The organism is Paraliomyxa miuraensis (assembly GCF_026337845.1).
Lineage (GTDB): Bacteria > Myxococcota_A > Polyangia > Nannocystales > Nannocystaceae > Paraliomyxa > Paraliomyxa miuraensis.
The window spans coordinates 215,245-237,591 of sequence record NZ_JAOVZF010000161.1 but is presented as its reverse complement, the minus strand read 5'-3'; the positions used below and the strand labels follow the sequence as shown (position 1 = coordinate 237,591).

The window sequence follows — 22,347 nt, the reverse complement described above, 5'->3', positions numbered from 1 at the left end:
GGCCGGACGGAGGATCACACGGGCGCCGCGAGCAACCGAGCGAGTTCGCCACTGTGATCGAGCTGCGCGAGCTCGGTGTAGCCCCCGATGCTGTGACCGCGTACGAACACCTGCGGCACCGTGGACAGCCGAGTCACCTGCGCGAGCCACTGCCGCGCGGCTTGGTTGCCCATCACGTCGATCTCCACGTGCTCGATGCCACGGGCGCGCAACAGCGCCAGCGCAGCCCGGCAAAAGCCGCACCACGGGGTGGTGTAGAGGACCACCGGGGCCTCGAGCCGGTCGGGGGCGGGAAGATCGCCGGGAGGCGCCGGGACCATCGGAACGCTCAGGCGTCGTCGCGCAGCAGCGAGAGGATCTCTTCATCGAGCTGGGCTTGGTGCTCGCTGGCGAACTTGCCCACGATGATGTCTCGACGCTGGGTGATGGGGACCGGAGTACCGGCCTTGACGCCCGCGCCTCCGATGCCACCGATGGCTCGTCGCCGGATGCGGCTGGGGCCACGGCTCGGTCGCTGGGGGCCGTGACCGGCCGCGCTGGCGCGAACCTGCGCACGCGCCTCGGCCGAGGCGTAGACCGGATGCGAGAGGCTGGGGTCGACGGTGGGGCCCGGCTGGCCGGGGGCGAGGGGCGGCCCTTGCGGCTCCACGTCGCGCGGCTCGGGAGGCGGTCGACGCTCGGGGCGCTCGGGGGCCTCGGGAGCCGCGGGCTCGAACGAAGCCTTGTTGTCGGCGACCGGGTGGTCACCGATCACCACCACGATCTTCTCGTCGAAGTCGCCGTGCCGGAGCGCCTTGATCATCGACTTGTGCGACTCCTGCATCAAGCCGATGATGATCGGGTCGAGCTCGGCGTGATCGGAGTGCTGAGCGACCTCTTCCTTGTATTCGACCTTCCGCGACGAGATGATCGTGCCGTCGTAGAAGACGTGGGTGAAGATGTGGGCCTTGTCGACGCCCGAGTCCTCCGTTTGCACGTGGTACAGGCGGCCGCGGTGCGGGATGTTGTGGTTGTAGCCGAGCTGCGGCGAATGCGACGACATGGATCCCGGGCCTGGCGCGAGACTATCACGGCCTCCGTGAAACCCCGCATCGGGGGCCCTCGAGGCCGACCCGTGACACCGGCCCCCCGGGTAGGCCGGGCCCACGGGACCCAGCTCCTCCCCCCACCATCCGCCGAATGGACGGCGAGGGCCGTGGCGGCCCCCTCGGGGGCCAAACTGGGGTAAACAGCGAGGAGAACCGCCGTGTCGCTCGCCCCCGCCATCGAACGCCTGGACCCCGAGGAGCTGCTGCGGCCGCTCGATGACGTCGCTGCCACGGGGGAACTCCCCGATCCCTCGCTCACCGCGCAGATCGCCGCGGTGGCGGAGCGGGTGCTGGAGCTGCCCCCGGCCGTGGTCTACGAGCGGCTCACCCCACCCCTGTGCGGGCGCAACCCCCACGTGGTGCTGCAGTGGCTGCGGGAGGCCGGGCTCCTGGTCCACCTGCTGCCCGAGCTCGATGCCACGCACGCGTTCTCGCAGGAGGGTGGGCGCCGCCACAAGGACGTCTGGGAGCACACCAAGGCGGTGGTCCGGCAATCGGTGCCACGGCCGGCCGTGCGGTGGGCGGCCGCGCTGCACGACATCGGGAAGGTGACCACGCGGCGGTTCCTGCCCGACGGCAAGGTCACGTTCCATGGGCACTCCGAGGAGGGTGTTCGCATGTTTCGGCGCGGCCCGGTCCGCCGCATCGGATTTCCGCCGCAGCTGCGCGAGCGGGTCGAGTTGCTCATCCTGCACCACCTGCGGGCGGGTCAGTACGACGGCTCGTGGACCGACGGCGCGGTGCGCCGCTTCCACCGCGAGATGGAGCCGTTCCTGGTGGATCTGCTCGATCTGTCGCGGGCCGATGTCACGAGCAAGCGTCCGGGCAAGCGGGCCCGCTGCCTGCGGATGATCAAGGAGCTCGAGCAGCGGATCGAGACCCTGGCCCAGGAGGACGCGCGCCCTCGGCCGCTGCCGCCGGGGCTGGGCAACCTGCTGATGGAAGCGCTGGAGCTGCCGCCGGGCAAGCACCTCGCCGAGCTGCGCGGGCGGCTCGAGGCGCTGTGCGAGGGCGGCGAGCTCGAGGGCGGGCGCGAGGCCGAGTACTACGTGGAGGCCGTGCGGGCGCGAGGTCTGCTCGAGGGGCTGGAGATCCAGCCGCCGCGGGGGTGGACCATGCCGACCGCGCGCATGAAGTGAGCGCCCGGATCAGGACCAGTCGATCTCGAGCGCGGGCCGCTCGACCGCATGCACGGGAGATGCGGGCGCGGTGGTCTTGACGGTGTCGGGCTCGGGGGGCCTGGGCGCGGTGGTCTTGACGGTGTCGGGCTCGGGCGCGCGGCGAACCTGGGTCTCGAGCTCGATGTTGCCGGAGATGATCTCGCGAACGGGCGGGCCGTCATCGAGGGGGATCGGCTCGGGCGGTGGACCGATCTTGGTGTTGCCGGTGATCGCGGGAGGAGGGCCGACCATGGTGTCACCGGTGATCGCGGGAGGGGGGCCGACCTTGGTGTCGCCGGTGATCGCGGGGGCCATGGGCTCGGCGGGTGCGGCGGCGCCCCTTCGCGCCCGCATGTCCCCGCGGGCAAAGCTCCCGCCGGCTGGGGCAGAGGCCACGGGTTGCAGCCTTCGCGCCCATAGCTCGCTCAGGCCGAGCACGAGCAACGCTGCCAGGGCGCCTCCCATGGCGAGCTCGAGGGCCAAGCCCCACGGGGTCGTGCCCGCGAGGGCGAGCTCGACGGACGAGTCGGAGAGTACGAGGCGGGCGATCACCAGCACGACCGCGGCTGCACCCGCGAGCACCATGGCGGCCTGGCGTCCGGCCACGCGTGCACCGGGACGGGGGAGCGCGCGGCGGATCCACTGCACGCCGAACGCCAGCCCCAGCACGAGCCAGGCTCCGAGCGCACCCCAGCGCAGCGGCTCGCGCTGGAACGGGGCGATGGGCGCCTTCAAGCCGCCGAGTCCATCGATCGCGTCGTCGAACACGTTGGCGTAGAGGATCTCCTCCGACGTGGGGACCATGAGCACGAGTCCGAGGTGGCGCGCGCCCCGAGGAGCGACGGCGATCCAGGCGGTGCGATCGTCGTGCTGCGCTCGACCGATCAGCACCGCGACGCCGGGCTCGGGGCGGGGGAGCAGCTCGACGGTGTCGGGCTCGAGGGTGGCCCGGGGACCGAGCGCCTCGGCGGCGTGCGCCTCCAGCCACGAGCGGCCCGCGTCGAGCTCGGTCAGGATCTTGGGGGGCAGCGGCTCGGCCACGTCGACGATCGCGAGCGTCTCGGCGAAGGCGTCGTCCGATTGCGTCGACATGACCTGGTCGAGCTCGCCACCCCAGGCGCGGGCCCATGCCTCGGCGCGGCTTCGCGCGGCCGCGGCCGCACCCTCGCCCTCGCTCCAGCCGGGGGGTGGTTCGAACGACGGTGCCGCATGGGCCGACGTCGCGAGCATCGACCAAAGGCCGAGCTGCGCGACGATGAGCCGCCTTTTTCGTGCACGCATGCGCTCTGCTGCCGGTCCGCCGAGGCTTCGACGAGGGGATTCGAAGGCTAGCAACGTGGCGCCTCGCGCGGATGGCAAATAATACCACGTTGTGAATCGTGTTTTTAGACGGAGCCGTCGAGGCATGAGTCTCGACGATAAGATCACGCAATCATTGTTGTAATCGAGGATCATGCGAGGGCCGCGCGATGTGATGCAGCCATCGAGATCGATTCAACGGTTCCATCCCGTTTGATAATGGTCGGTTGCGAGACGACACTCCGAGCGAGGTCGTGGAAGCGACGCGACCCGCGAGCGAGGAGCAAGACGATGGAGTCCAGGCGCAGGAGCTTGATGAAGGCGCTCAGCTGGCGGGTGGTGGCGTGGACGATCACCGCGGCCGTGGCCTACGTGTTCACGGGCAAGGCCATGTTCGCGCTGTCGATCGGCTTTGCCGACTCGCTGCTCAAGATCTTCGCGTACTACCTGCACGAGCGCAGCTGGATGAGCATCGACTACGGTCGCGAGCCCCAGCCGGCGTTTGCCACCGTGCCGGCCGAGGACCCGCGCGAGCTCGCGGGCGCGTGACGGAAGCTCGCGGTCGCCAGGCGGCCTGTGCAGACGCAGTCATGACCGCGACGCCGAGCACGTGAGGGCGAAGCCGCGACGGAGGCAGGCGAGATCGGGAAACCACAGGTGGGGCCGCTCGGGACCCGGCGGTCGGTGGCGACCCACGTGGCAGATCCGCGGAATTCCTGCGGCTCGTGCGGCGTGGAGATCGTGGACGGAGTGGCCGACCGAGGCGGAGTCGGTGAGCGGTACGCCGAGGCGGCCGAGCGCCATGAGCAGCGGGGCACCCGGTGGCTTCCGGCTGCCATCGTCGCCGGTCACGAGGAGATCGTGGGGAAGGCCGAAGCGCTCGACCAGCGCGCGGGCGTCTCGACGCTCATCGCTCGTGACGATGGCAACGGCGATGCCGGCCTCGCGGAGCTCGGTGAGGAGCTCGCTTGCCCCCGGGATCGGCTCGGCCAGGGTGCCGTCGAGATCGAAGAGGACGGCCCGGGTGCCCTCGAGCCGACCTGCTGCGAGGAGCTCGTCGCGCTCGAAGCGGGCCACGGGCCGAGTGCCTCGGTGGCCGGCGCGTCCGATCCAGGTCAATCGTCGCTGGCCCTCCAGACGGCGCTCCACCTCGGGGACCGACTCTTCCTGGCAGCCGAGGAGCAGGGCTCCGGATCCGATGAGGCCCAGCGGATCGAGCCCGAGATCGGCGCACAGGCGCCGGGTGCCCTCGAGGACGGGAATGCGGTCGGGATCGACGTCGAGCTCGAGGCCCGACGCGCGGCCGAGCTCGTGGAGGGCCTCGCCGACTCCACCCTCGGTGACGTCGTGCAGCGAGTGGACTCCCGGGCACGCGGCCGCGGCGAGGGCGGCGGGGGCCACCAGCAGCCAGTCTTCGTGCAGGAGCCGGTCGAGGTCGGCGAATGCATCGCGACCGTGGAGCGCCTCGAGGCGATCGCGGAAGCGATCGAGGAGGATGGCGCTGCCCTCGAGACCGGCGCTGCCCAGCAGCCCGATGCGATCCCCCGGCTCGAGGTCGCCGGTACGGATCGGTCGGGCCTGCACCCGGCCGAGCATGGTGCCGACGACGATGCTGTGATCGATCCCCGGCGTCACCTCGGTGTGGCCACCGAGGAGCGCGACGTCGAGGTCCCGGCAGGTCGTGCGCACGTCGTCCAGGACCTTGCCGATCTGGGAGGGCTCGGCCTCGGCAGGGGCGATCAGGATCACGGCGAGGAAGAACCGAGGGCGGGCCCCACGCACGGCCACGTCGTTGGCGTTGACGATGACGGCCAGTCGACCGGCATCCGGGGCGCCAAAGCTGATCGGATCGCTGGCGATCGCCCAGGTCTCGTCGCCGAGCCGCACCAGGGCCGCGTCTTCACCAGCGGCCGGTCCGAGCAGCACCTGGTCCGGCAGTTGGTCACCGAGATGGCGGGCGACGACCTCCCACGGGACCTTGCCGGGAGGGAGGCGACCGCTCGACATGGGTGGATGGTCGCAGTCCAAGCGGGCGGTCGGCAAGGGCACGGCGACCTCGAGCACGGCTCGGCAACGTCGTCACGCGCTGCTCGATCCGCGCCTGGAGCATCGCTGTCGACACGTCGAGCACGATCTCGAGTCCGCCCTTGACACCCGTGCGGATGCTGCTGGGATCGCAGCGCTTCCCACGACGGCGATGGTGAAGGAGGGGAGATCCATGCCTGCGAAGAAGGAGCCCACCAAGGCGACGCTTCGAAAGAAGCTCGGAACCATGGGCAAGTCCCACCGCGCGCTGGGCAAGAAGGGGCTCGCGACGCTTCAGGAGCTCGCGGCGGCCTTTCCCAAGGACTTCGCCGAGGAGGTCGGCAAGCACGGCGTCCTCGAGGTCGCCGCCGCCGGTGCCGAGCTCGAGGCCCTGGAGCTGCTGCTCGGGCACGGGGCCGATCCGAACGCGCTGCCGGCCGAGCCCAGCCTCCAACCGCGCGCGCTGGGTCGCCCGTTCGAGCCGCTGCGCGAGCTGAAGGACGCCGAGGTGGTCGCGGTCTGCGAGCGGCTGCTCGCGGCGGGGGCGAGTCCCAACGATCTCTACCCGCACCCGAGCCACGTCCAGTACGTCACGCCGGGCTGGGGGCAGCGTCGAACTGCCCTCGACCTCGCGCTCGGCAAGCGCAGCGACGCCGTGGCGCTGCTGTGCCGGGCGGAGCTCGACTCGTCCACCCGGTGCTCGGCGATCTCCATTGCGGTGCACATGAGCAGCATCGTCGGCGGGGGCGGCTACCAGCCCCTGAGCCCCGCCGATCGCCGTGTGGCGCTCGGCCTGCTCGAGACGGTGCTCGACGAGCTCGGCGGGCCGACGACACCCGATCGCTGGGGCACCACGGCGGCCCACGTCGCCGCGATCACGGGCAACCTCGAGGCGCTCGACCTGCTCGTCGAGCACGGGGCGCCCGTGGACGCCGAGCTGAGCGCCGACGTCTCCTACGGCGGAGGTGGGGACCGCCACTTCTCGCCGATCGGGGGCGGCGTGCACGAGTCCGTGCAGCTCCCCGCGGGGGCGCGGCCGCTCGACGTGATCGATCGAATGCTCGGCGTCCTCGAGGCCAAGCTCGTGCGGGTCAAGAGCGCCAGCGGCATGGTGCAGTCGTTCGACGATCTACCGGCGCGCCTCGAGGCGATGCGCGCCGTTCGAGCGCGCCTCGAGGCACGGGGGGCGACGCGCTCGGGGGCCCAGGTCCAGCGCCCGGCGTTCGCCGAGGCGATCGACGCGATCCTCGGGCCGGTGGTGGGGCAGACCTACGCCCAGCAGATCGCAGACATCAACCTCGTGGGCATGGGCCCCTGGGGCTACCTGATGAACGTGGGGACCAAGTGCCGCGAGCAGCTCGCGCGCCTCGAGCCCCTCGCGGAGCAGGATCCCGTCGCCTACGTCGTTCGGGGCTGGCACACCCGGCAGACGGTCGCGCTCCACGACGACGAGAACTACGGGTACGACTCCATCTGGGGTGAGCTGGATGTGCCGATCCATCCCGAGGACTATCCAGCGGAGGCCGAGGCGCTGTTTCACGAGCACATCCTCGGCGTCCAGGGCAGTGACATCCTGGTGCTCGAGAAGAAATCCGGCGGCACCCGCCTGCATCGGATCAACCACTCCGAGGTGAAGGACGAGGGCACGCTCGACGACGGGCTGCTGGCCACCTTTGCCGCTCGCGTGGAGGCGTTGTCATGAGCATGATCGACGGTGACTGGATCGATGGCCGCTGGGACGAGGTTCCGGCGACGGCTCCCATGTCCACGCCGCTGGACCCGGAGGCGATCGCGGCCCACGAGGGCCGCCCGCGTCCGCTCGACGAGGCCGTCGCGCTGGGCTTGTCCGCTGGCGACAGGCTCCCGGCGCTCGTGCGCCTGCACGGTCAGGTGCGCGCGGGGCATCGGCGCTGGCTCGCGCTGGCCGGCGTGATTGCGCTCGGGCGGGCTGCGGAGCGGGGCGAGACGATCGACCCAGAGGCCACGTTGCTGTGGAACGATGCGATCCGACGCGATCCGTCGCGGCATCCGGGGCTGCGCGGGGAGGCCGATGCCCATCGCCGGATCCTGGGCGCAGCGCTCGCGAAGATCGCGGCCGCGGATCCGGCCGCCGCCGAGGCGATGCTGCTGCGGGGCCTGGCGGCCGAGCCGGCGGACGACTTTCGTGCCGAGGCGCTCGCGACGTTTCGCCACGTCGGCCGCGCTCCGAGCCCGAAGGTGCAGGACGCCGCGCAGGCGCTGCTGCGGCGGGTAGAGGACGCAAGGCGCGACGACGACGAGGGGCACATCCGGGCGGGCGTGGAGTCGCTGCCGAACGCCGGGGCCTTTGTGGCGGCGTACCTCGAGGCGGGTGGCGGTCGCCGCCATCGCGATCTGCTGGTCGCGGCCGTGCCCAAGCAGGACCAGGCCGCGCTCGCGCCGGACGATGGTGACGCCGAGGTGCTTCGGAGGATCGCGCGCGAGATGAGCGCGCAGAGCAACCCGCCGTTTGCTTCGGTGCGCCTGGCTTCGCTCGCGGTGCACCTTCGCGCGCTGATGGAGGACGCCGACGTCGCAACCAAGCGGCGCATCGCCTGGGCGCCCGTCCTGGCCGACGATCCCGAGGTCACCCGGCTGTTGCTCGAGGAGGGCGACTCGCGACAGTTCGAGCTCGGGGCGGGACGGCTGCTCGTTCGCGGCGCCGAGCTCGAGCCGGCCTGGGCCGAGCGCGCCAAGAGCCTGGTCGATCCCCGCTCGTTCTCACCGGCGTCGCTCGAGCTGCTCGCCCGGGTCGCGCCGGATGCCCTGCACGAGCTGGTGCCCAAGCTGCTCGAGAAGATGGACTGGAAGCAGAACCCGAGCCTGCTCTACACGGTGATCGGGGCCATCGCCGCGCTCGAGTCCCGCGATTCGAAGCTCGATGCCCGGCTGCGGCGCATGGCGAAGGACAACCCGACCACGCTGCTGCCGATCGCCGCGGCGGGTGGGGCCAAGAAGGCGGTGCTCGAGCAGCTGGTCACGCCGGTCGGCTGGATGGCCACGCCCGCCGGGGCGCTCCTGGGGGTTCCGAACGTGGCGGATGCGATCATCGCCCACCTCGAGTCCGTCGAGCCGAACCCGCGGCTCAACCTCTTCCAGGGCCTGCGGGCGCTCGAGCGCATGGGGGCGGGCAAGGCGATCCGCGAGCGCTGGCTCGACACGCTGTGCACGATCCACCGCGACACGGATGACACGGAGCTCGCTCGATGGGCGGCCTCGATGCTGGCCTACGTTCGCCCGGGGGCGGAGCGACTCGACGCGATCGTCGAGGCGATGCAGAGCCCGAAGCGGCGCGCGCGGCCCGACGGCGCGCTGCTCCAGCTGGTGGCCGCGCTCGGTGACGCTCGGGCGATCGATCTGGTCGAAGGAACCGAGCCGGCGGTCCGCAAGACCTTGCTCCGCATGGTGGTCGATCTGGATCTCGAGCGCGTGCTCGCGCTCGCCAACGAGCTCGCGCCGACGCCCAAGACGAAGAAGGACGAGCGCGACGACCTGCTCTACTACCTCACGCCCCTCGTCGCACGCGGCCCGAAGATCCCGGACTGGGTACCCAAGGCCAGCATCTCGAAGAGCGGCAAGCCAGCTCGTCTCGGGCACGCGGACATCGACGCCAAGGAGCGAACCAAGCTGTTCCGCGAGCTCTGCGACAACGGATGGTACGGCTACGGCGGGGCGCTGCGCCCGGCTCGGCAGGCGCTCGCGCGCTTCCCCGAGGCGATGCGGGCCGTGCTCGAGAAGGAAGCGAGCGGCGACGACGCCCTGCGGGCCTTCGTCGCCCGGGAGGCGCTGGCGCTCGGTCCCGGCGAAGAGGCCTGGACGGCCGGTGAGCCGACCAGCGGCTTCGCGCACGAGCTACCGGGCCAGTGGCATCGCTGGTTCTCGAGCCCGCACAGCGACTACGTGGCGCCCTTCCATCCGTCGTGGACCGAGCGCGTGCTCGGCATGCGAGCCGGCGTTGCCTCGGGTGGGTGAGCCCGGCTACAGCAAGCTCGACCGCCAGCCCGCGGGCGTGGCCTGCTCGGTCCACGCGAGCTGAGACACCGGCAGCACCTCGAGCGAGGGTGGATCGCGGCTGGGGTCGGCGTCCTGGTGCACGGTGACCACCCAGCGCAGGCGTCGGTCGTGCTCGAGCTTGCGGGCCGCGACCACGCGCCGGGCGTAGCCCACGTAGGCCAGCACCAGCAGGGCCAACCATCCGATCGAGGTGCCATCGAGGGGCAGCGTCTCGGACGACGAGGAGTCCCGCAGGTCGTAGGCCACCAGCGCGGCCACCACCACGGTGAGCGAGGCGGCCGGCCACCAGCGCCGCCGCAAGCGGTCGATGTGGTGCTCGAGCTCGGCCCGCTCCTGTGGGGTGAGGCTGCGCCGTCGCATGCACAGGCGAGGATCGGGCGTGGTCGGGGCCACGCCGCGCGGCAGCGGTACCCGCAGCGCATGGGGCTGGGCGTGGGCCACATGGGCCACGTGGGCCAGCTCCCAGCGCTCGAGCCGCTGCCCGCCGGCCCGCACGATCACGCCCGAGCGCGGCAGCACCTCGAGCCGCAGCACATCGCTCTTGGGCTCGATGTAGCCCGCGCCGTGCAGGCGTGCGAGCAGGCCCTCGAGCGGACCGCGAGGGGGTGGGGCCTCGAAGCGCTCGAGCTGCCCCGCGGCGAGATCGGCCCGCAGGCGACCAGCGCGAGCCAGCACGCTGGCGCGTCGGGCCAGGCCCAGGCCCAGGTGGCTCAGGCCCAGCACCGTGGTGGCCACCAGCAGCTCCGCCACGAGCCACGGCGGCAACGCGAGCCCGAGGGCGATCGTCAGCGCGCCCACGCCTCCCACGGCCAGGCGTCTCCACCAGCCACCGGCATGCATGGCGGTGAGCAGGCCCGCGGAGCCCAGGGCCAGGGCGATCACGCCCAGGCGGCCGTGGACGGCGAGCGCGAGCACGGGCGGCAGCGGCAGCCACAGCGCGACCGCCACGACGAGCGCGAGCGCGAGCACCAGCGCGGCCGTGGCGACCCGGAGCCGCACGAGCCGGCGGTGGAGCCATGTGCGATCGTGCTCGGACAGGGACCTGATGTCGTGGAGCGGCAGGCCGGCCACGGTGCGCTGACCGATCACGGGGCGTTCGGCGCTGGGCCCACCGCCGAGCCCATCGCAGAGACCTCCGCGGATCCGGGGGTCGTGGGGCTCGTCTCGCCGCACGGGGTTCGCCTCAGACCACGCGACGCAGGATGATGGCCGAGATGTTGTCGGGCCCGCCGTGCTTGTTGGCGGCCTCGATCAAGCGGCGCGAGGCATCTCGCACGTCGCGCTGACCGACCAGGGCTGCCATCTCGTCGGCCGGGACCACGTCGCACAGGCCATCGCTGCACAGCAGGAGGTTGTCGCCGGTCTCGAGCACGAACTCGTTGACCTCGGCGTCGCTCTTGTGCCGGCCGTGACCCAGGCAGCGGCTGATGCGACCGCGGTAGGGATGGGTGGCGGCCTGCTCGGGGGTCAGCAGGTTCTGGTCGACCAGCTCCTGCACCATGGTGTGATCGACGGTGAGCTGATCGATCTGCCCGTCGCGCACGCGGTAGAGGCGGCTGTCGCCGGCGTGGGCCACCCACATGCGATTGTGGACGCCCAGCACGGCCACGCAGGTGCAGCCCATGCCGTGGGCGCTGGGGTTGACCTGCGCGTGCTCGTCGATCTGGCCGTTGGCGATCGAGAAGCCCTCGCGCAGCAGCATGTCGGGGGTCTTGTCGCCGTTGAACTCGGCCGCGATGAAGTCGCTGAGCACCCCGACCGCGATGGCCGAGGCGACCTCGCCCGCGCTGTGACCACCCATGCCGTCACAGACGATGGCGAGCATGTAGCCGCGACCGTCGTCCTCCTGGATCGCAATCGCATCCTCGTTGTGGTCGCGAGCGATCCCCGTGTCGCACGCACCAGACATCTGGATCTCGAAGATCCCCGGCACGTGAGAGCGCTTGAAGAGCTTGTACATGCCTCCGAGGTCCTGGCGGCCTCACCGCCAGGGCGGGAGGCAAGATAACACCGGAGTGAGGAGGAGGGGGAAGTGGAGCCGAGGGGGATCGAACCCCTGACCTGTGCATTGCGAACGCACCGCTCTCCCAGCTGAGCTACGGCCCCGAGAGGACGGGAAACCTAGCCGAAGGCTGGGGGCAGTGCAAGGGGGTCGCTCGCGCGCGGTCGGCTCGGGTCAGCGACGGCTAGTCGGGCCTGGACGTGCTCGGCCGCTGGGCGCGAATACCCATCAGGATGCCCACGACGGCATGCAGCGCTGCGATCGCGACCCAGGTCCACAGGATGGGATCTTCGGGCTGGGTCAGGCGGACGAGCCAGGCGTGCATGCAGGCAGAGGATAGCGGCGAGCGGGACGGTCGCGCGAGATCCGCTGGCGCGGTCGTGCAGGTCGGGGCCGATCCGACCTGCTAGCCTCGCCGCCGCTCATGAAGCCCCGCCGCGACCGTGTCGATCGCCTGCTGGTCGAGCGCGGCCTCGCCCCCAGCCGGGCCCGCGCCCAGGCGCTGATCATGGCGGGCAAGGTGGTGGTGGGCGAGCAACGCGTGGACAAGCCCGGCGCCATGATTGCCTGCGATGCCGAGCTGCGCGTGCGGGGCGACGACAACCCCTACGTCTCGCGCGGAGGTCTCAAGCTCGCGGGGGCGCTGCGTCGCTTCGGGGCGCCGGCGGACGGTCGCGCACCGCTGCTGGTCGAGGGCCGCGTGGCGATGGACGTGGGCGCGTCGACGGGCGGGTTCACCGATTGCCTGCTCCAGGCCGGGGTCACCCGCGTGCACGCGGTCGACGTCGGCTACGGGCAGCTCGCCTGGGCGCTGGCCCAGGACCCCCGCGTGATCGTGCACGACCGCCGCAACATCCGGCGCCTGGCGGTCGAGGAGATCGGCGAGCCGGTCGAGCTCCTGGTGATGGACTGCTCGTTCATCGCGGCGGCCAAGGTGCTGCCCCACCTGCCGCGCTTCCTGGCCGCGAGCGCCGACGCGGTGGTGCTGGTCAAGCCGCAGTTCGAGCTCGATCCGGGGCGAGTGGGCAAGGGCGGGGTCGTGCGCCGCGAGGAGGATCGCGCCGAGGCGCTCGAGCGCGCACGGGCCAGCGCCGAGGCGGTGGGCCTGCGGGTGGTCGATGCCTGCGAGTCCGAGGTGGAGGGCCGCACGGGCAACCGCGAGTGGCTGTTGTGGCTGCGCTGGGAGGCGGGGACGACGGAGCCTCGCGGACCCGAGGGCGAGGACGCCGACGCGTCGAGGGGCTGAGGCCCTCGGCCACGAGCGAGCGGTCGAGCGCCGATTCGTCGAAGGTTGCTTGCGCTTGATACGCTCGAGATGCATAACTATCTCATGTCTCAAGCCGGCGAGATCGAGGGTGACGCGGTCGATGCCCGCATCCTCGAGGCGGCCCAGCGGCTGCTCGAGCGGCACGGACCAACGTTCACCATGGCCCAGCTCGCCGAGGCGTCGGGGGTGTCGCGGGCGACCTTGTACCGGCGCGTGCCCAGCCGCGAGGCGCTGGCGGGTCGGCTGCGTGCGCAGGGGGTCGAGCCGGGCGCGGAGCTGGGTGACCCCACCCACGAGCGGATCCTCGATGCCATTGGCGGGCTGATCGACGCCCACGGCCTGCGCTTTACGCTCGAGCAGGTGGCCGACTCGGCGGGGGTGGGGGTGGCCACCGTGTATCGCAGCTTTGGTGATCGCGAGGGCCTCTTGCGGGTGTTCTTTGCCGAGCGCAGCCCGCGGCGGATGGCGGCGGAGCAGCTGCGGGATCTCGAGGCCCCGGTCGAGGTGGCACTGACGGCGTTCGTCGGCGCGGTGCTGCGCTTTGCGGTGCAGCACCCCGGGCTGGCGCGCATTGGCCTGCTGGGTGAGGGGCCCGACGCGGTCGAGCTCGAGCGCCTGCGCAAGGGCGGGCGCAGCACGCTGTCGCGGCTGGTGGGCTATCTCGAGGCGCAGATCGAGCGCGGCGCGCTGGTGCCGGCCGATCCGTGGCTGTTGGCGGCCACGTTGCTCGGCGGAGCGATCACCACCTCGCTGCTCGCCCCGCGGATGCTGGCGGGCGGAAGCCGTCGCCTCGCCGCGCGGCTGCGGCTTCCGTCCGACGACGAGGTGGCGCTCGACGAGCGAGCCGCGACTCTGGTGTCGATGTGGCTGAAGGGAGCACGAGGATGAGCACGAACGAGTACGACGTCGAGCTGGTCGTCGACTTGGCGGAGATCGGTGCGGACGATCTGCCCCGCGTGGGCGGCAAGGGCGTCAACCTGGGCATCCTGGCGGCGGCCGGGCTGCCGGTGCCTTCGGGCTTTTGCGCGACCACGGCGGCGTTCGACCGCTTCATGGCCCAGGATCCCGGGCTCTCGGGGCTGCTCGATGCACTCGAGCGCCTCGACCCCGACGACGTGCAGGGCGTGCGCGAGCACGCCGGGCGCCTGCGGACGCACTTGCGCGGGCTGCCCGTGCCGACCGAGGTCCGCGACGCGGTGCAGCTTGCATGGCAGCGGGCGGGGTCCGAGCACGCCTACGCGGTGCGCTCGAGCGCGACCCTCGAGGATCTGCCGCAGGCCTCGTTCGCGGGCCAGCAAGACACCTACCTGCAGATCCGCGGCGGCGAGGCGATCGTGGAGCGCATGCGCGATTGCTGGGCCTCGCTGTTCACCGATCGGGCCGTGCTCTACCGCCGCCAGCACGGGTTCCCCTCGCGGGCGGCTCGCCTGGCGGTGGTGGTGCAGCGCATGGTGGCGCCCGACGTCTCGGGCATCCTGTTCACCGCCGATCCGGTCACCGGCCACCGTGGGGTGTGCTCGATCGACGCCAGCTACGGCCTGGGTGAGGCGCTGGTGTCGGGGTTGGTCGACGCCGATCTCTATCGCCTCGACAAGAAGCGGTTCGGCACCGCCAATGCGCACGGCGGGCCGCTCACCATGCCCCCGGGCGCGGTGCTCGAGGCCAGGGTGGGGGCCAAGGCCGAGGCGATCGTGCCGCTTCCCGAAGGTGGCACGCAGACCCGTCCCGTGCCGCCGCAGGACCGAGCCCGTCGCTGCCTGAGCGACACCGAGCTGGCCGCGCTGCTCGAGCTGGCCCTGCGCGTCGAGCAGCTCCAGGGATGCCCGCAGGACCTCGAGTGGTGCATCGAGGGCGACGAGCTGTTCCTGGTGCAGGCGCGGGCCATCACCTCGCTGTTCCCGCTCCCCGCTCCCGCGCCGCCCGAGGGCGACCTGCGGGTCTACATGAGCTTCGGCCACGTGCAGGTCAACACCGCCCCCATGCGGCCGATGGCGCACGACTTGGTTCGCTGGCTGATCCCGTTCGGGAAATCCGGGCCGCACGAGCGCTCGTCGTTGCCGGCGTCGGCGGGTGGTCGGATCTACTTCGACATGACGCCGGCGCTGCTGCGCTGGCCGATCTCGAGGATCCTGCCGGTCGCGCTCATGAACATCGACCCCGGGATCGCGCGGCGCTTGATGGCGGTGCGCGATCGTCCGGGGTTCGCCGACGGGCGATCGCACCTGGCGGCCCGCCCCGCGACCCTGCGGTGGTTCGGCCGACGGGTGGTGCCGAGCCTCCTGCGGCGGCTGGTGTGGGCACGCCCCGAGCGGGCACGCGAGGAGTTCGAGGCGCTGGTCGAGCAGATGCGCCGCGAGTTCGCCGAGCGCTTCGCCAAGGCACCGGCTGGGGGCCCGCGCCTGCGAGAGGCGGTGCGTACGCTCGAGGGCTTCTTCCAGGGACCGATGGTGCCCATGCAGATGCCGCTCATCATCGGCGGCATGCTCTGCTGGGGTCTGCTGCGGCGACTGGTGCGGGGTCGGGTCTCCGACGCCACCGTGCGCGCGCTGTCGCGGGGGTTGCCGGGCAACGTGACCACCGACATGGATCTCGAGCTGGGAGACCTCGCCGATCGGGCGCGGCAGGTCCCGGAGCTGGTCGAGTGCCTGCGGAGCGCCCCGCCGTCGCAGGCCATCGCACGGGCGCGCGAGCTGCCGGGTACCGAGGCGTTCTTCGCCGACTGGGAGCGCTTCATGGCGCGCTACGGTCATCGTGGCCCCGGGGAGATCGACGTGACCACGCCGCGCTGGGCCGATGATTCCTCGAGCCTGGTCACCAGCTTGGTGGGGATCCTCGGCGACGAGCCCGGGTCGCATCGGCGGCGGCACGAGGCCGCGATTCGCGAGGCCGAAGCGGCCCAGGCCGAGATCGCGAGGGCGGCGGGTGGCGGGCTGCTGGGCTGGCTGCGGCGGCCGCTGGCGCTGGCGCTCGTGCGACGGGTTCGCGCCTACCTGGGCCTGCGCGAGCACGCCAAGTACGTGGCGACGATGATGTTCATGCACACGCGCAAGGCGATCGTGGAGGCTGCGGGCATGGCGGTGGAGCGCGGTCGGCTCGAGCGCGTGGACGACGGCTTCATGCTCGACTTCGACGAGCTCGAGGCCGCGGTCGAGGACGATGCGCTCGACGTGGATGCCCTGCGCCGCGAGGTGGCCCGGCGTCGCCATGAGTTCGAGCGCCACGCTCGGCTGGTGCCTCCACGGGTGATCACCAGCGAAGGCGAGCAGCCCGTGCTGCCCGACGACACGGGCCCGCTGCCGCCGGGTGAGCTGGCCGGTCACGCGGCCTCGGCCGGGGTGGTCGAAGGGGTGGCCCGCGTGGTGCTCGACCCCACGCGGCAGGTGCTCGAGGCGGGCGAGATCCTGGTGGCGCCGTTCACCGATCCGGGCTGGACTCCGCTGTTCGTGCATGCGGGCGGCCTGGTGATGGAGGTCGGCGGGCTGATGACCCATGGCTCGGTGGTGGCTCGCGAGTACGGCCTGCCCGCCGTGGTCGGGGTCGACGGGGCGACCACGCGGATCCGCAGCGGGCAGCGGGTGCGCGTGGATGGTGACCGCGGACGCGTGATCCTGCTCGACGAGGTGCCCGCCGCGGACGCCTCGCCGGAGGAGGTGCGCGCATGAGGGGGGCGCTCATCGTCATGGCCGCGTTCCTGGTCGTCCTGGTCGGGATCGTGGCGTGGCGCGGTCAGCTGCCCGAGGCCGCGCGCGCCAGCTGGACGCAGGCCGGACAGTTCGGCCCGGTGCTCGTGCTCGCGATGCTGGTGGTGGGCTGCACCGAGGTGCTGCTGTCCAAGGAGCTGGTGGAGCGCTGGCTCAGCGATGCGTCGGGGTTTCGCGGGATCGCCATCGCGTGGGGCGCGGGCTTCCTTACGCCCGGGGGCAGCCTGGTGGGTCTACCGATCGTGGCGGGTCTTCACCGGGTGGGCGTGGGGCCCTCCGTGCTGGTCACCTACCTGGTGTCGCTGGCCACGCTGTCGGCGATCCGCATTCCCATGGAGGTGGGCCTCATCGGGTGGCGGCTGGCCACGCTGCGGTTCCTGGCTTGCCTGGGCCTGCCGCCGCTGGCGGGCTTGCTCACGCGGGTCCTGCTGCCCCTGTTGCGGGGCGTGGGGGTGTAGCCCTCGCCGCGGCCGGGCTTGCATGCGGCCGGCGAAGCGGGCAGGGTTGCCGGCTCTCATGTCCGCGCCCACCATCAGCACTCGCGCTCGCGCTCACCTCCGCTCTCTGGCCCACGGCCTGCGCCCCGTGGTGCAGGTGGGCGGCGATGGGATCACCGAGGGCATCGTGGCGGCGACCGTCGAGGCGCTGGCCGAGCACGAGCTCATCAAGGTGAAGCTGCAGCAGAGCTTCGAAGGCGGGCGCAGAGACGCCGCGCGCGAGCTGGCCGAGGCGGTGCAGGCCGATCTCACGCAGGTGATCGGTCGGGTGATCGTGCTCTACCGGCCGCGTCCGAAGAACGACCCCCGCAACAAGGACAAGCCGCCGATCGCATTGCCGGCGTGAGCCGTTGGTGGCCGATCCACCACGCTGCACGAGCCGGCCGGCCGCTTCTTTCGTGCGGGCGCAACGATTGCGCGGCGACGCGGCCGGCTCACGGCGAAGGCTCCTGGCATGGAGACCGACTTCCTTCCGCCCAACGAGGCGGCCACCGGACGCTGGGTGGTCGTGGCCAACGGGGCTCGTGCTCGAGTGTTCGAGACCTACCGCCACGCTCCAGGGCTGCGCCCCGTGCTGCCCTACGAGCTGACCGTCAATCGCCTGCGCGACCACGAGCGCTGGGCGGATCGAGCGGGCACGTCGCACGAGCGCGTGGGGCACAAGGTGCACAGCATGGCCGCGTCCACCGACCCCAGCGAGCACCAGCACGATCTGCTCGCGCGCGAGGTCGCCGAGGTGCTACAGCGCGGCCGCATCGCCAACCGCGTGGATGCGATCGTGCTGGTGGCTGCGCCCGAGTTCCTGGGCCGCCTGCGTCGGGCCATCGACGCGCAGACCCGGGCGCTGGTGGTGGTCGAGGATGGGCGCGACCTGTCGCGGCTGCCCGAGCACGAGCTCGAGGCACGGATCCCGCAAGACGCGTGGCTCGGTGGCACGCCGCCGCCGCGCCGCCGCAGCTGAGGGCACTCGGGGGCCACCCGAACGTGCTCGCGAGGCGCTCGCGAGGCGGTCACTTGGGCTTGATGAGCTTGCCCTGGGTCACGAACGAGATCCCGGCGTTGCCGTCGCGCCCCTGCTGCACCGCCTCGACCAGCAGGCCATGGCCCGGCTCGTCGGCGCTCCATCGCACCAAGAAGTTGGCCCCGCTGCCGCCGCTGCGGTCGAACCGCGAGATGAAGAACTCGGCCGTCATCATGGGGCCGAGCCGCGACGGCGCGGGCAGCATGTCCTGCAGCAGCTTGCCATCGCTGTCGTAGTACTCGACCGCGTCGATGTAGACCGGGAGGTCCTCGCTGGTGTTGCGCAGGCTCAGGGTGGCGGCCAGCGAGACCGGAGCCACGTTGTCGGAGACGTACAGGCTCGAGTAGATCGGCACGTACACGGACTCGCGAACGACCCGCGGCGTGGCGGAGGCCTCGACCGGCACGAGGTTGCGGGGGCCGACCAGCTCGGGCGGGCGTTCCGGGGGATCACCACCGCACGCGAGCACGAGGGAGCCCGCCAACCAGGGAAGCGACCACGGCGAGCGCTTGGGAGCGAACATCGACCAACGATGGTAGCAGCTCGCCCGGCGCGGGGAGAGCGGTCCAGGCCGAACGGCGCTCCCGTCGGCAGGCGCGGAGGGGCGGGCTCGTATGCCGAGGTGCTAGCCCGCTCGCAGAGCGCCTTGGCGGGCGCGATCGATCTCCGCCGCCATCCCCTCGTCGAACCGGCGGTAGTGCGCAATGCGGACGTCGAGTGCCACTCCGTCGAGCCGGGCCAGCGCGCGGCCGATGGCGCGGGCGATCCACTGCTTGCGATTGCCGAAGGCCCCGCCGCCCAGGAACGTGAGCCACACCCGCGGTGGCCGTCCATCCTCGCCGCGGGCATGCAGCGCGGCCGCCCACAGCGTGGCCTCGTAGGCGGCATCGAGGACCAGCGTGGCCAGCGGCTCCCAGTGGTCGAGTCCCACCCGGGTGTAGCCGCACGAGAGCGCCGAGCAGAACGCCTGCGAGACGGTCGTGGGCTGCGGCGGCTCTGCGAAGCGTCGCGCGAAGGTCACGCCCACGCCCGTCTGTAGGCCGATCTTCACCGCGCCCAACAGCCGGTCGCGGTCGTGAGCGGTCATCCGCTCGCGAAGCCGTCGCAGGCGCGTCTCGTCCGACCACGTGTAGCCGTTGACGACCTCGAAGTACTCGGCGGGGCCACCGAGCATGGCCGCGAGCTGGTCGAGGTTGTCGATCTGTCGCTCGCGAGTCTGGCCCTCGCCGCCGACCTTCCCCCCGGCGGGCGCCGCAAACGCACAAAAGTAGTTGCGATACACGGTGGCCGCCGCCGCGGCCAGCGAGCACGCCGGGCCCTGGGTGGGGTCGGTCGAGTAGTCGGTGATCCCGTCCTCGGGCACCTGGCGCGGATCGGCGAACTCGAGACAGTTGAATTGCGAGGCCACCTGGAACAGCGCGCCGCGGTTGGCCGGGAGCGCGTGCAGCTCGAGCACGTCGCCGATCGCCTCGTGCTCGACCTCGAGCCGCCCGCGAAGAGCCTCGGGGGAGCGCTCGCGCAGCGATGCGAGGGTGGGGGTGGCGAACGTCCCGATCTCGAACGTGCGACCGTTGGCCAGCGAGCGCAGCGTGGTGCCCTCCACCACGAATTGCCCGCGCGTGTCCTCGTAGGATCCCTCCCGAAAGCCAAACAGCTGCGGGAACCACGACTCGTACGAAGACCGCTCCACCCTGCTACGCTACGCCCCGCCCATGCAGCGCGCAATCTTCTCCGAAGAGCACGACCTGTTCCGCGATGCCGTGCGTCGCTTCCTGGAGCGCGAGGTGGTGCCCCATCAGCACGCCTGGAACGAGGCCGGATCGGTCGATCGCGAGGCGTGGCGCAAGGCCGGCGAGGCGGGTCTTCTGTGTCCGTGGATGCCCGAGGAGTACGGCGGAGCGGGCGGAGACTTCCTGCACTCGGTGGTGGTGATCGAGGAGCTGGCCCGGATCTACGAGTCGGGCTTTGCCATGCCGCTGCACTCGGACATCGTGGTGCCCTACATCCAGGCCTACGGCTCCAAGGCGCAGAAGGAGCGCTGGCTGCCCGCGTGTGCGAGCGGCGAGGTGGTCACCGCCGTGGCGATGACCGAGCCGGGCACGGGCTCCGACCTCGCGGCGATCTCGACCACCGCGCGCCGCGACGGCGACCAGTGGGTGCTCGACGGCACCAAGACCTTCATCTCCAATGCGATCCTCTGCGACCTGTGCATCGTGGCGGCGCGGACGGGCGGGGAGGGCACCGATCCCCACCAGGCGCTCTCGCTGTTCCTGGTCCCGGCCGGCACCCCGGGCTTCGTCAAGGGGCGCAAGCTGGCCAAGATGGGCATGGCGTCGCAGGACACGGCCGAGCTGTTCTTCGAGGACTGCCGCATCCCCGCCGACCACCTGCTGGGGGCCGAGGGGACCGGCTTCCTCATGCTCATGCAGAAGCTCCAGCAGGAGCGCCTGGCGGTGGCGGTGACGGCCCAGGCGGCGGCCCAGCAGGTGCTCGCCGACACGATCGCCTACACCAAGGAGCGCCACGCATTCGGGCGACCGCTGACCAAGTTCCAGAACACCAGCTTCAAGCTGGCCGAGTGCGCCACCGAGGTGGAGGTGGGGCAGGCGTTCATCGATCGGCTCGTCACCGAGCACATGAGCGGGCAGTACCTGGTCAAGGAGTGCTCGATGGCCAAGCTGTGGCAGACGGAGATGCTCGGCCGCGTGGTCGACACCTGCCTGCAGATGTTCGGGGGCTACGGCTACATGCTCGAGTACCCGGTCACTCGGGCCTTCATGGACGCTCGCGTGCAGCGGATCTACGCGGGGACCAGCGAGATCATGAAGGTGATCATCGCCAAGCAGATGGGCCTTTGAGGGCTCGCGGGCGATCAGGCGCCGGTGTCACCGTCGGTGGTTCCTGCCGTGCCCGCGTCGGTGTCGGTCATGGTGCCCGAGCCCATGTCGGTGCCCGAGCCCATGGTGCCCGAGTCCGTGTCGGTGGCCGAGCCCATGGTGGCCGAGCCCATGGTGGCCGAGCCCATGGTGGCCGAGCCCATGGTGGCCGAGCCTCCGTCCATGGTGCCCTCGGCGGAGTCGCTGGCGGTGCCGGCGGAGTCGCTGACGGTGCCCGCGGATGCGGTCGGCCCGCTCTCGGTGGGATCGCCCTGGGTGGGATCGGTGCCGCCCGTGCTGGGTGATCCATCGGTGGGCCCGGAGTTGGTGCCCTGCGATGCCGCGCTCTCGGTGGCGTCGGTGTCTTGCCCCGGGCCCTCGCACTCGCCGATGCACACGTCCTCGAGGCCGCACGCAGGCACGACTCCCCCGAACACGAGCAACCCCACGGCTACGATCACGCTGCGCTTCATGTGCACGACCCTCGTCTTCGAGCGACCGGTAGGAATTCGAGCCGCGACGCGATCGGTTTCGCGCCGCGCGATGATGACAGGTGCAGGCTACGGCAGCACGAGCTCGAGCCCGAGGCCGATCTCCACGCCGAACGGAGGCGTGGTGACCAGCGTGCCGCGATCGCCCACGTAGAAGTTTCGGCGCGCCAGGGGAACCAGCCAGCGGCTGGTGGTGATCAACGCGACCTGCGGCAGCACGTGCCAGGCCAGATCGATGTCGGCGAAGGCCGACGCCCACGGCTGACGCTCGGTACGAGCCGAGGCGACGCCCACGCCCGACGCGGTGACCATGCCGGTGTCGGCTCCGCCACACAGCGGCGTGGAGATGCGACCCGAGCCGAACACGGCACACGCTCGCAGGCCGGCGCGCCACAGCGCGAAGTCACCGCCGACCTCGCCGTGGGGATACCACGCGCTGCGGTTGAGGCGACCCGAGCCCATGAGGTCGACGCGGAAGCGATTGCGCAGGTACCCCACGCTCAGGCCGCCGCCGATGCCGATGCCGGGCAAGGTGGCCGTGCCGACCTTGGCGAAGCCCCGCATCACCAGGCCCTTGGTGCGTCGCAGCTCCTTCTCCTCTTGCTCCTCCTCTTCTTCCTCTTCGGTGGCGGCGGCCTCGGTGGGCGTGGGGCCAGCAGCGAGGGCGAGCGGCAAGGAGGCCAGCGGCGCGTGGCTCGGCACGAGGGGAAGCGTCGCGAGAACGAGGGACGACAGCACGGACATGGTGACCCGAATCCCCGAGACCAAACCCCGGGGGCGTCATGGTGGCACGTTGGCGGCTCGCGATCATCATCGAATCGCGGTTCTGCCGACGCCCGCTGTCGGCAAGGAGTGCCCGAACGCGGTCCAGAAGCGCGCCAGCGGGGC

Annotated in this window: 22 protein-coding genes and 1 tRNA gene; 11 read left to right on the top strand and 12 right to left on the bottom strand. The window is 71.7% G+C overall.

Going from position 1 to position 22,347, the window contains the following annotated elements; all coding sequences use genetic code 11:
- Nucleotides 1–14 precede the first annotated feature (14 nt).
- Both OEB96_RS36435 and OEB96_RS36430 read right to left on the bottom strand, forming a co-directional pair.
- Nucleotides 15–320 carry a glutaredoxin gene (locus OEB96_RS36435; RefSeq protein ID WP_266221489.1) on the bottom strand — a complete coding sequence of 102 codons (306 nt, stop codon included), beginning with the start codon at nt 318–320 and terminating at the stop codon, nt 15–17.
- 8 nt (nt 321–328) lie between these two features.
- Entirely contained in the window at nt 329–1,042 is a 714-nt protein-coding gene (locus tag OEB96_RS36430) for a hypothetical protein (RefSeq protein WP_266221488.1), read from the bottom strand.
- Nucleotides 1,043–1,246: 204 nt separating this feature from the next.
- Between OEB96_RS36430 and OEB96_RS36425 the strand changes: the two genes are divergently transcribed.
- A complete protein-coding gene (locus OEB96_RS36425; protein ID WP_266221487.1) occupies nt 1,247–2,227 on the top strand; it encodes an HD domain-containing protein in 981 nt (326 codons plus the stop codon).
- A gap of 9 nt (nt 2,228–2,236) precedes the next feature.
- Here the strand turns inward: OEB96_RS36425 and OEB96_RS36420 are convergent, their stop codons facing one another.
- Entirely contained in the window at nt 2,237–3,529 is a 1,293-nt protein-coding gene (locus OEB96_RS36420) for a hypothetical protein (protein ID WP_266221486.1), read from the bottom strand.
- A 309-nt stretch (nt 3,530–3,838) separates the two neighbouring features.
- On the opposite strand from OEB96_RS36420, the gene OEB96_RS36415 reads away from it, so the two are divergent.
- Nucleotides 3,839–4,096 (top strand): DUF2061 domain-containing protein, encoded by a 258-nt coding sequence (locus OEB96_RS36415; RefSeq protein WP_266221485.1) that lies wholly within the window; start codon nt 3,839–3,841, stop codon nt 4,094–4,096.
- Nucleotides 4,097–4,135: 39 nt separating this feature from the next.
- Here OEB96_RS36415 and OEB96_RS36410 read toward each other — a convergent pair whose 3' ends face one another.
- Entirely contained in the window at nt 4,136–5,554 is a 1,419-nt protein-coding gene (locus OEB96_RS36410; protein WP_266221484.1) for an AIR synthase-related protein, read from the bottom strand.
- A gap of 211 nt (nt 5,555–5,765) precedes the next feature.
- On the opposite strand from OEB96_RS36410, the gene OEB96_RS36405 reads away from it, so the two are divergent.
- Together OEB96_RS36405 and OEB96_RS36400 are read left to right on the top strand one after the other, a co-directional pair.
- On the top strand, nt 5,766–7,274 hold the full coding sequence (locus OEB96_RS36405) for an ankyrin repeat domain-containing protein (RefSeq protein WP_266221483.1): 1,509 nt from the start codon (nt 5,766–5,768) through the stop codon (nt 7,272–7,274).
- The gene (locus OEB96_RS36400) at nt 7,271–9,562 is read left to right on the top strand and encodes a hypothetical protein (RefSeq protein WP_266221482.1); all 2,292 of its coding nucleotides are present in this window, start codon (nt 7,271–7,273) and stop codon (nt 9,560–9,562) included. The genes OEB96_RS36405 and OEB96_RS36400 overlap by 4 nt, the downstream gene beginning before the upstream one ends.
- Nucleotides 9,563–9,568: 6 nt before the next feature.
- On the opposite strand, the gene OEB96_RS36395 is transcribed toward OEB96_RS36400, so the two are convergent.
- The 4 genes from OEB96_RS36395 to OEB96_RS36380 all read right to left on the bottom strand — a co-directional run bounded on the left by OEB96_RS36395 (nt 9,569) and on the right by OEB96_RS36380 (nt 11,931).
- Nucleotides 9,569–10,777, bottom strand: a complete 1,209-nt coding sequence (locus tag OEB96_RS36395) for a GlyGly-CTERM sorting domain-containing protein (protein WP_266221481.1) — start codon at nt 10,775–10,777, stop codon at nt 9,569–9,571.
- Nucleotides 10,778–10,787: 10 nt separating this feature from the next.
- Entirely contained in the window at nt 10,788–11,564 is a 777-nt protein-coding gene (locus OEB96_RS36390) for a PP2C family protein-serine/threonine phosphatase (protein ID WP_266221480.1), read from the bottom strand.
- Between the two features lie 73 nt (nt 11,565–11,637).
- Nucleotides 11,638–11,710: transfer RNA gene (locus tag OEB96_RS36385), tRNA-Ala, on the bottom strand.
- An 80-nt stretch (nt 11,711–11,790) separates the two neighbouring features.
- Nucleotides 11,791–11,931, bottom strand: a complete 141-nt coding sequence (locus OEB96_RS36380; RefSeq protein ID WP_266221479.1) for a hypothetical protein — start codon at nt 11,929–11,931, stop codon at nt 11,791–11,793.
- 99 nt (nt 11,932–12,030) lie between these two features.
- Here OEB96_RS36380 and OEB96_RS36375 point away from each other — a divergent pair, with 99 nt between their 5' ends.
- The 6 genes from OEB96_RS36375 to OEB96_RS36350 all read left to right on the top strand — a co-directional run bounded on the left by OEB96_RS36375 (nt 12,031) and on the right by OEB96_RS36350 (nt 18,032).
- On the top strand, nt 12,031–12,852 hold the full coding sequence (locus OEB96_RS36375; protein WP_266221478.1) for a TlyA family RNA methyltransferase: 822 nt from the start codon (nt 12,031–12,033) through the stop codon (nt 12,850–12,852).
- 84 nt (nt 12,853–12,936) lie between these two features.
- Entirely contained in the window at nt 12,937–13,761 is an 825-nt protein-coding gene (locus tag OEB96_RS36370) for a TetR/AcrR family transcriptional regulator (protein ID WP_266221477.1), read from the top strand.
- On the top strand, nt 13,758–16,535 hold the full coding sequence (locus tag OEB96_RS36365) for a phosphoenolpyruvate synthase (protein ID WP_266221476.1): 2,778 nt from the start codon (nt 13,758–13,760) through the stop codon (nt 16,533–16,535). Before OEB96_RS36370 ends, OEB96_RS36365 begins: the two co-directional genes overlap by 4 nt.
- Nucleotides 16,532–17,032 carry a permease gene (locus tag OEB96_RS36360; RefSeq protein WP_266221475.1) on the top strand — a complete coding sequence of 167 codons (501 nt, stop codon included), beginning with the start codon at nt 16,532–16,534 and terminating at the stop codon, nt 17,030–17,032. The genes OEB96_RS36365 and OEB96_RS36360 overlap by 4 nt, the downstream gene beginning before the upstream one ends.
- Before the next feature lie 58 nt (nt 17,033–17,090).
- The gene (yhbY, locus tag OEB96_RS36355; RefSeq protein ID WP_266221474.1) at nt 17,091–17,417 is read left to right on the top strand and encodes a ribosome assembly RNA-binding protein YhbY; all 327 of its coding nucleotides are present in this window, start codon (nt 17,091–17,093) and stop codon (nt 17,415–17,417) included.
- Nucleotides 17,418–17,525: 108 nt separating this feature from the next.
- On the top strand, nt 17,526–18,032 hold the full coding sequence (locus OEB96_RS36350; RefSeq protein ID WP_266221473.1) for a host attachment protein: 507 nt from the start codon (nt 17,526–17,528) through the stop codon (nt 18,030–18,032).
- Between the two features lie 49 nt (nt 18,033–18,081).
- Here OEB96_RS36350 and OEB96_RS36345 read toward each other — a convergent pair whose 3' ends face one another.
- The gene (locus tag OEB96_RS36345) at nt 18,082–18,615 is read right to left on the bottom strand and encodes a DUF3124 domain-containing protein (protein ID WP_266221472.1); all 534 of its coding nucleotides are present in this window, start codon (nt 18,613–18,615) and stop codon (nt 18,082–18,084) included.
- 102 nt (nt 18,616–18,717) lie between these two features.
- Nucleotides 18,718–19,782 carry a hypothetical protein gene (locus OEB96_RS36340; RefSeq protein ID WP_266221471.1) on the bottom strand — a complete coding sequence of 355 codons (1,065 nt, stop codon included), beginning with the start codon at nt 19,780–19,782 and terminating at the stop codon, nt 18,718–18,720.
- 22 nt (nt 19,783–19,804) lie between these two features.
- Here OEB96_RS36340 and OEB96_RS36335 point away from each other — a divergent pair, with 22 nt between their 5' ends.
- Nucleotides 19,805–20,950: an acyl-CoA dehydrogenase family protein gene (locus OEB96_RS36335; RefSeq protein ID WP_266221470.1), complete on the top strand. Its 1,146-nt coding sequence runs from the start codon at nt 19,805–19,807 to the stop codon at nt 20,948–20,950.
- Nucleotides 20,951–20,964: 14 nt separating this feature from the next.
- Here OEB96_RS36335 and OEB96_RS36330 read toward each other — a convergent pair whose 3' ends face one another.
- Together OEB96_RS36330 and OEB96_RS36325 are read right to left on the bottom strand one after the other, a co-directional pair.
- A complete protein-coding gene (locus OEB96_RS36330; protein ID WP_266221469.1) occupies nt 20,965–21,441 on the bottom strand; it encodes a hypothetical protein in 477 nt (158 codons plus the stop codon).
- Between the two features lie 87 nt (nt 21,442–21,528).
- Nucleotides 21,529–22,161 (bottom strand): hypothetical protein, encoded by a 633-nt coding sequence (locus tag OEB96_RS36325; protein ID WP_266221468.1) that lies wholly within the window; start codon nt 22,159–22,161, stop codon nt 21,529–21,531.
- Nucleotides 22,162–22,347: the final 186 nt, after the last annotated feature.

What these genes read in the sequence shown, in the direction of transcription:
- OEB96_RS36410 (WP_266221484.1), bottom strand. Translation starts at nt 5,554, where the DNA reads ATGTCGAGCGGTCGCCTCCCTCCCGGCAAGGTCCCGTGGGAGGTCGTC.
- OEB96_RS36370 (WP_266221477.1), top strand. Translation starts at nt 12,937, where the DNA reads ATGTCTCAAGCCGGCGAGATCGAGGGTGACGCGGTCGATGCCCGCATC.
- OEB96_RS36380 (WP_266221479.1), bottom strand. Translation starts at nt 11,931, where the DNA reads ATGCACGCCTGGCTCGTCCGCCTGACCCAGCCCGAAGATCCCATCCTG.
- OEB96_RS36390 (WP_266221480.1), bottom strand. Translation starts at nt 11,564, where the DNA reads ATGTACAAGCTCTTCAAGCGCTCTCACGTGCCGGGGATCTTCGAGATC.
- OEB96_RS36420 (WP_266221486.1), bottom strand. Translation starts at nt 3,529, where the DNA reads ATGCGTGCACGAAAAAGGCGGCTCATCGTCGCGCAGCTCGGCCTTTGG.
- OEB96_RS36435 (WP_266221489.1), bottom strand. Translation starts at nt 320, where the DNA reads ATGGTCCCGGCGCCTCCCGGCGATCTTCCCGCCCCCGACCGGCTCGAG.
- OEB96_RS36375 (WP_266221478.1), top strand. Translation starts at nt 12,031, where the DNA reads ATGAAGCCCCGCCGCGACCGTGTCGATCGCCTGCTGGTCGAGCGCGGC.
- OEB96_RS36400 (WP_266221482.1), top strand. Translation starts at nt 7,271, where the DNA reads ATGAGCATGATCGACGGTGACTGGATCGATGGCCGCTGGGACGAGGTT.
- OEB96_RS36415 (WP_266221485.1), top strand. Translation starts at nt 3,839, where the DNA reads ATGGAGTCCAGGCGCAGGAGCTTGATGAAGGCGCTCAGCTGGCGGGTG.
- OEB96_RS36360 (WP_266221475.1), top strand. Translation starts at nt 16,532, where the DNA reads ATGAGGGGGGCGCTCATCGTCATGGCCGCGTTCCTGGTCGTCCTGGTC.
- OEB96_RS36365 (WP_266221476.1), top strand. Translation starts at nt 13,758, where the DNA reads ATGAGCACGAACGAGTACGACGTCGAGCTGGTCGTCGACTTGGCGGAG.
- OEB96_RS36335 (WP_266221470.1), top strand. Translation starts at nt 19,805, where the DNA reads ATGCAGCGCGCAATCTTCTCCGAAGAGCACGACCTGTTCCGCGATGCC.
- OEB96_RS36430 (WP_266221488.1), bottom strand. Translation starts at nt 1,042, where the DNA reads ATGTCGTCGCATTCGCCGCAGCTCGGCTACAACCACAACATCCCGCAC.
- OEB96_RS36330 (WP_266221469.1), bottom strand. Translation starts at nt 21,441, where the DNA reads ATGAAGCGCAGCGTGATCGTAGCCGTGGGGTTGCTCGTGTTCGGGGGA.
- OEB96_RS36350 (WP_266221473.1), top strand. Translation starts at nt 17,526, where the DNA reads ATGGAGACCGACTTCCTTCCGCCCAACGAGGCGGCCACCGGACGCTGG.
- yhbY (WP_266221474.1), top strand. Translation starts at nt 17,091, where the DNA reads ATGTCCGCGCCCACCATCAGCACTCGCGCTCGCGCTCACCTCCGCTCT.
- OEB96_RS36345 (WP_266221472.1), bottom strand. Translation starts at nt 18,615, where the DNA reads ATGTTCGCTCCCAAGCGCTCGCCGTGGTCGCTTCCCTGGTTGGCGGGC.
- OEB96_RS36405 (WP_266221483.1), top strand. Translation starts at nt 5,766, where the DNA reads ATGCCTGCGAAGAAGGAGCCCACCAAGGCGACGCTTCGAAAGAAGCTC.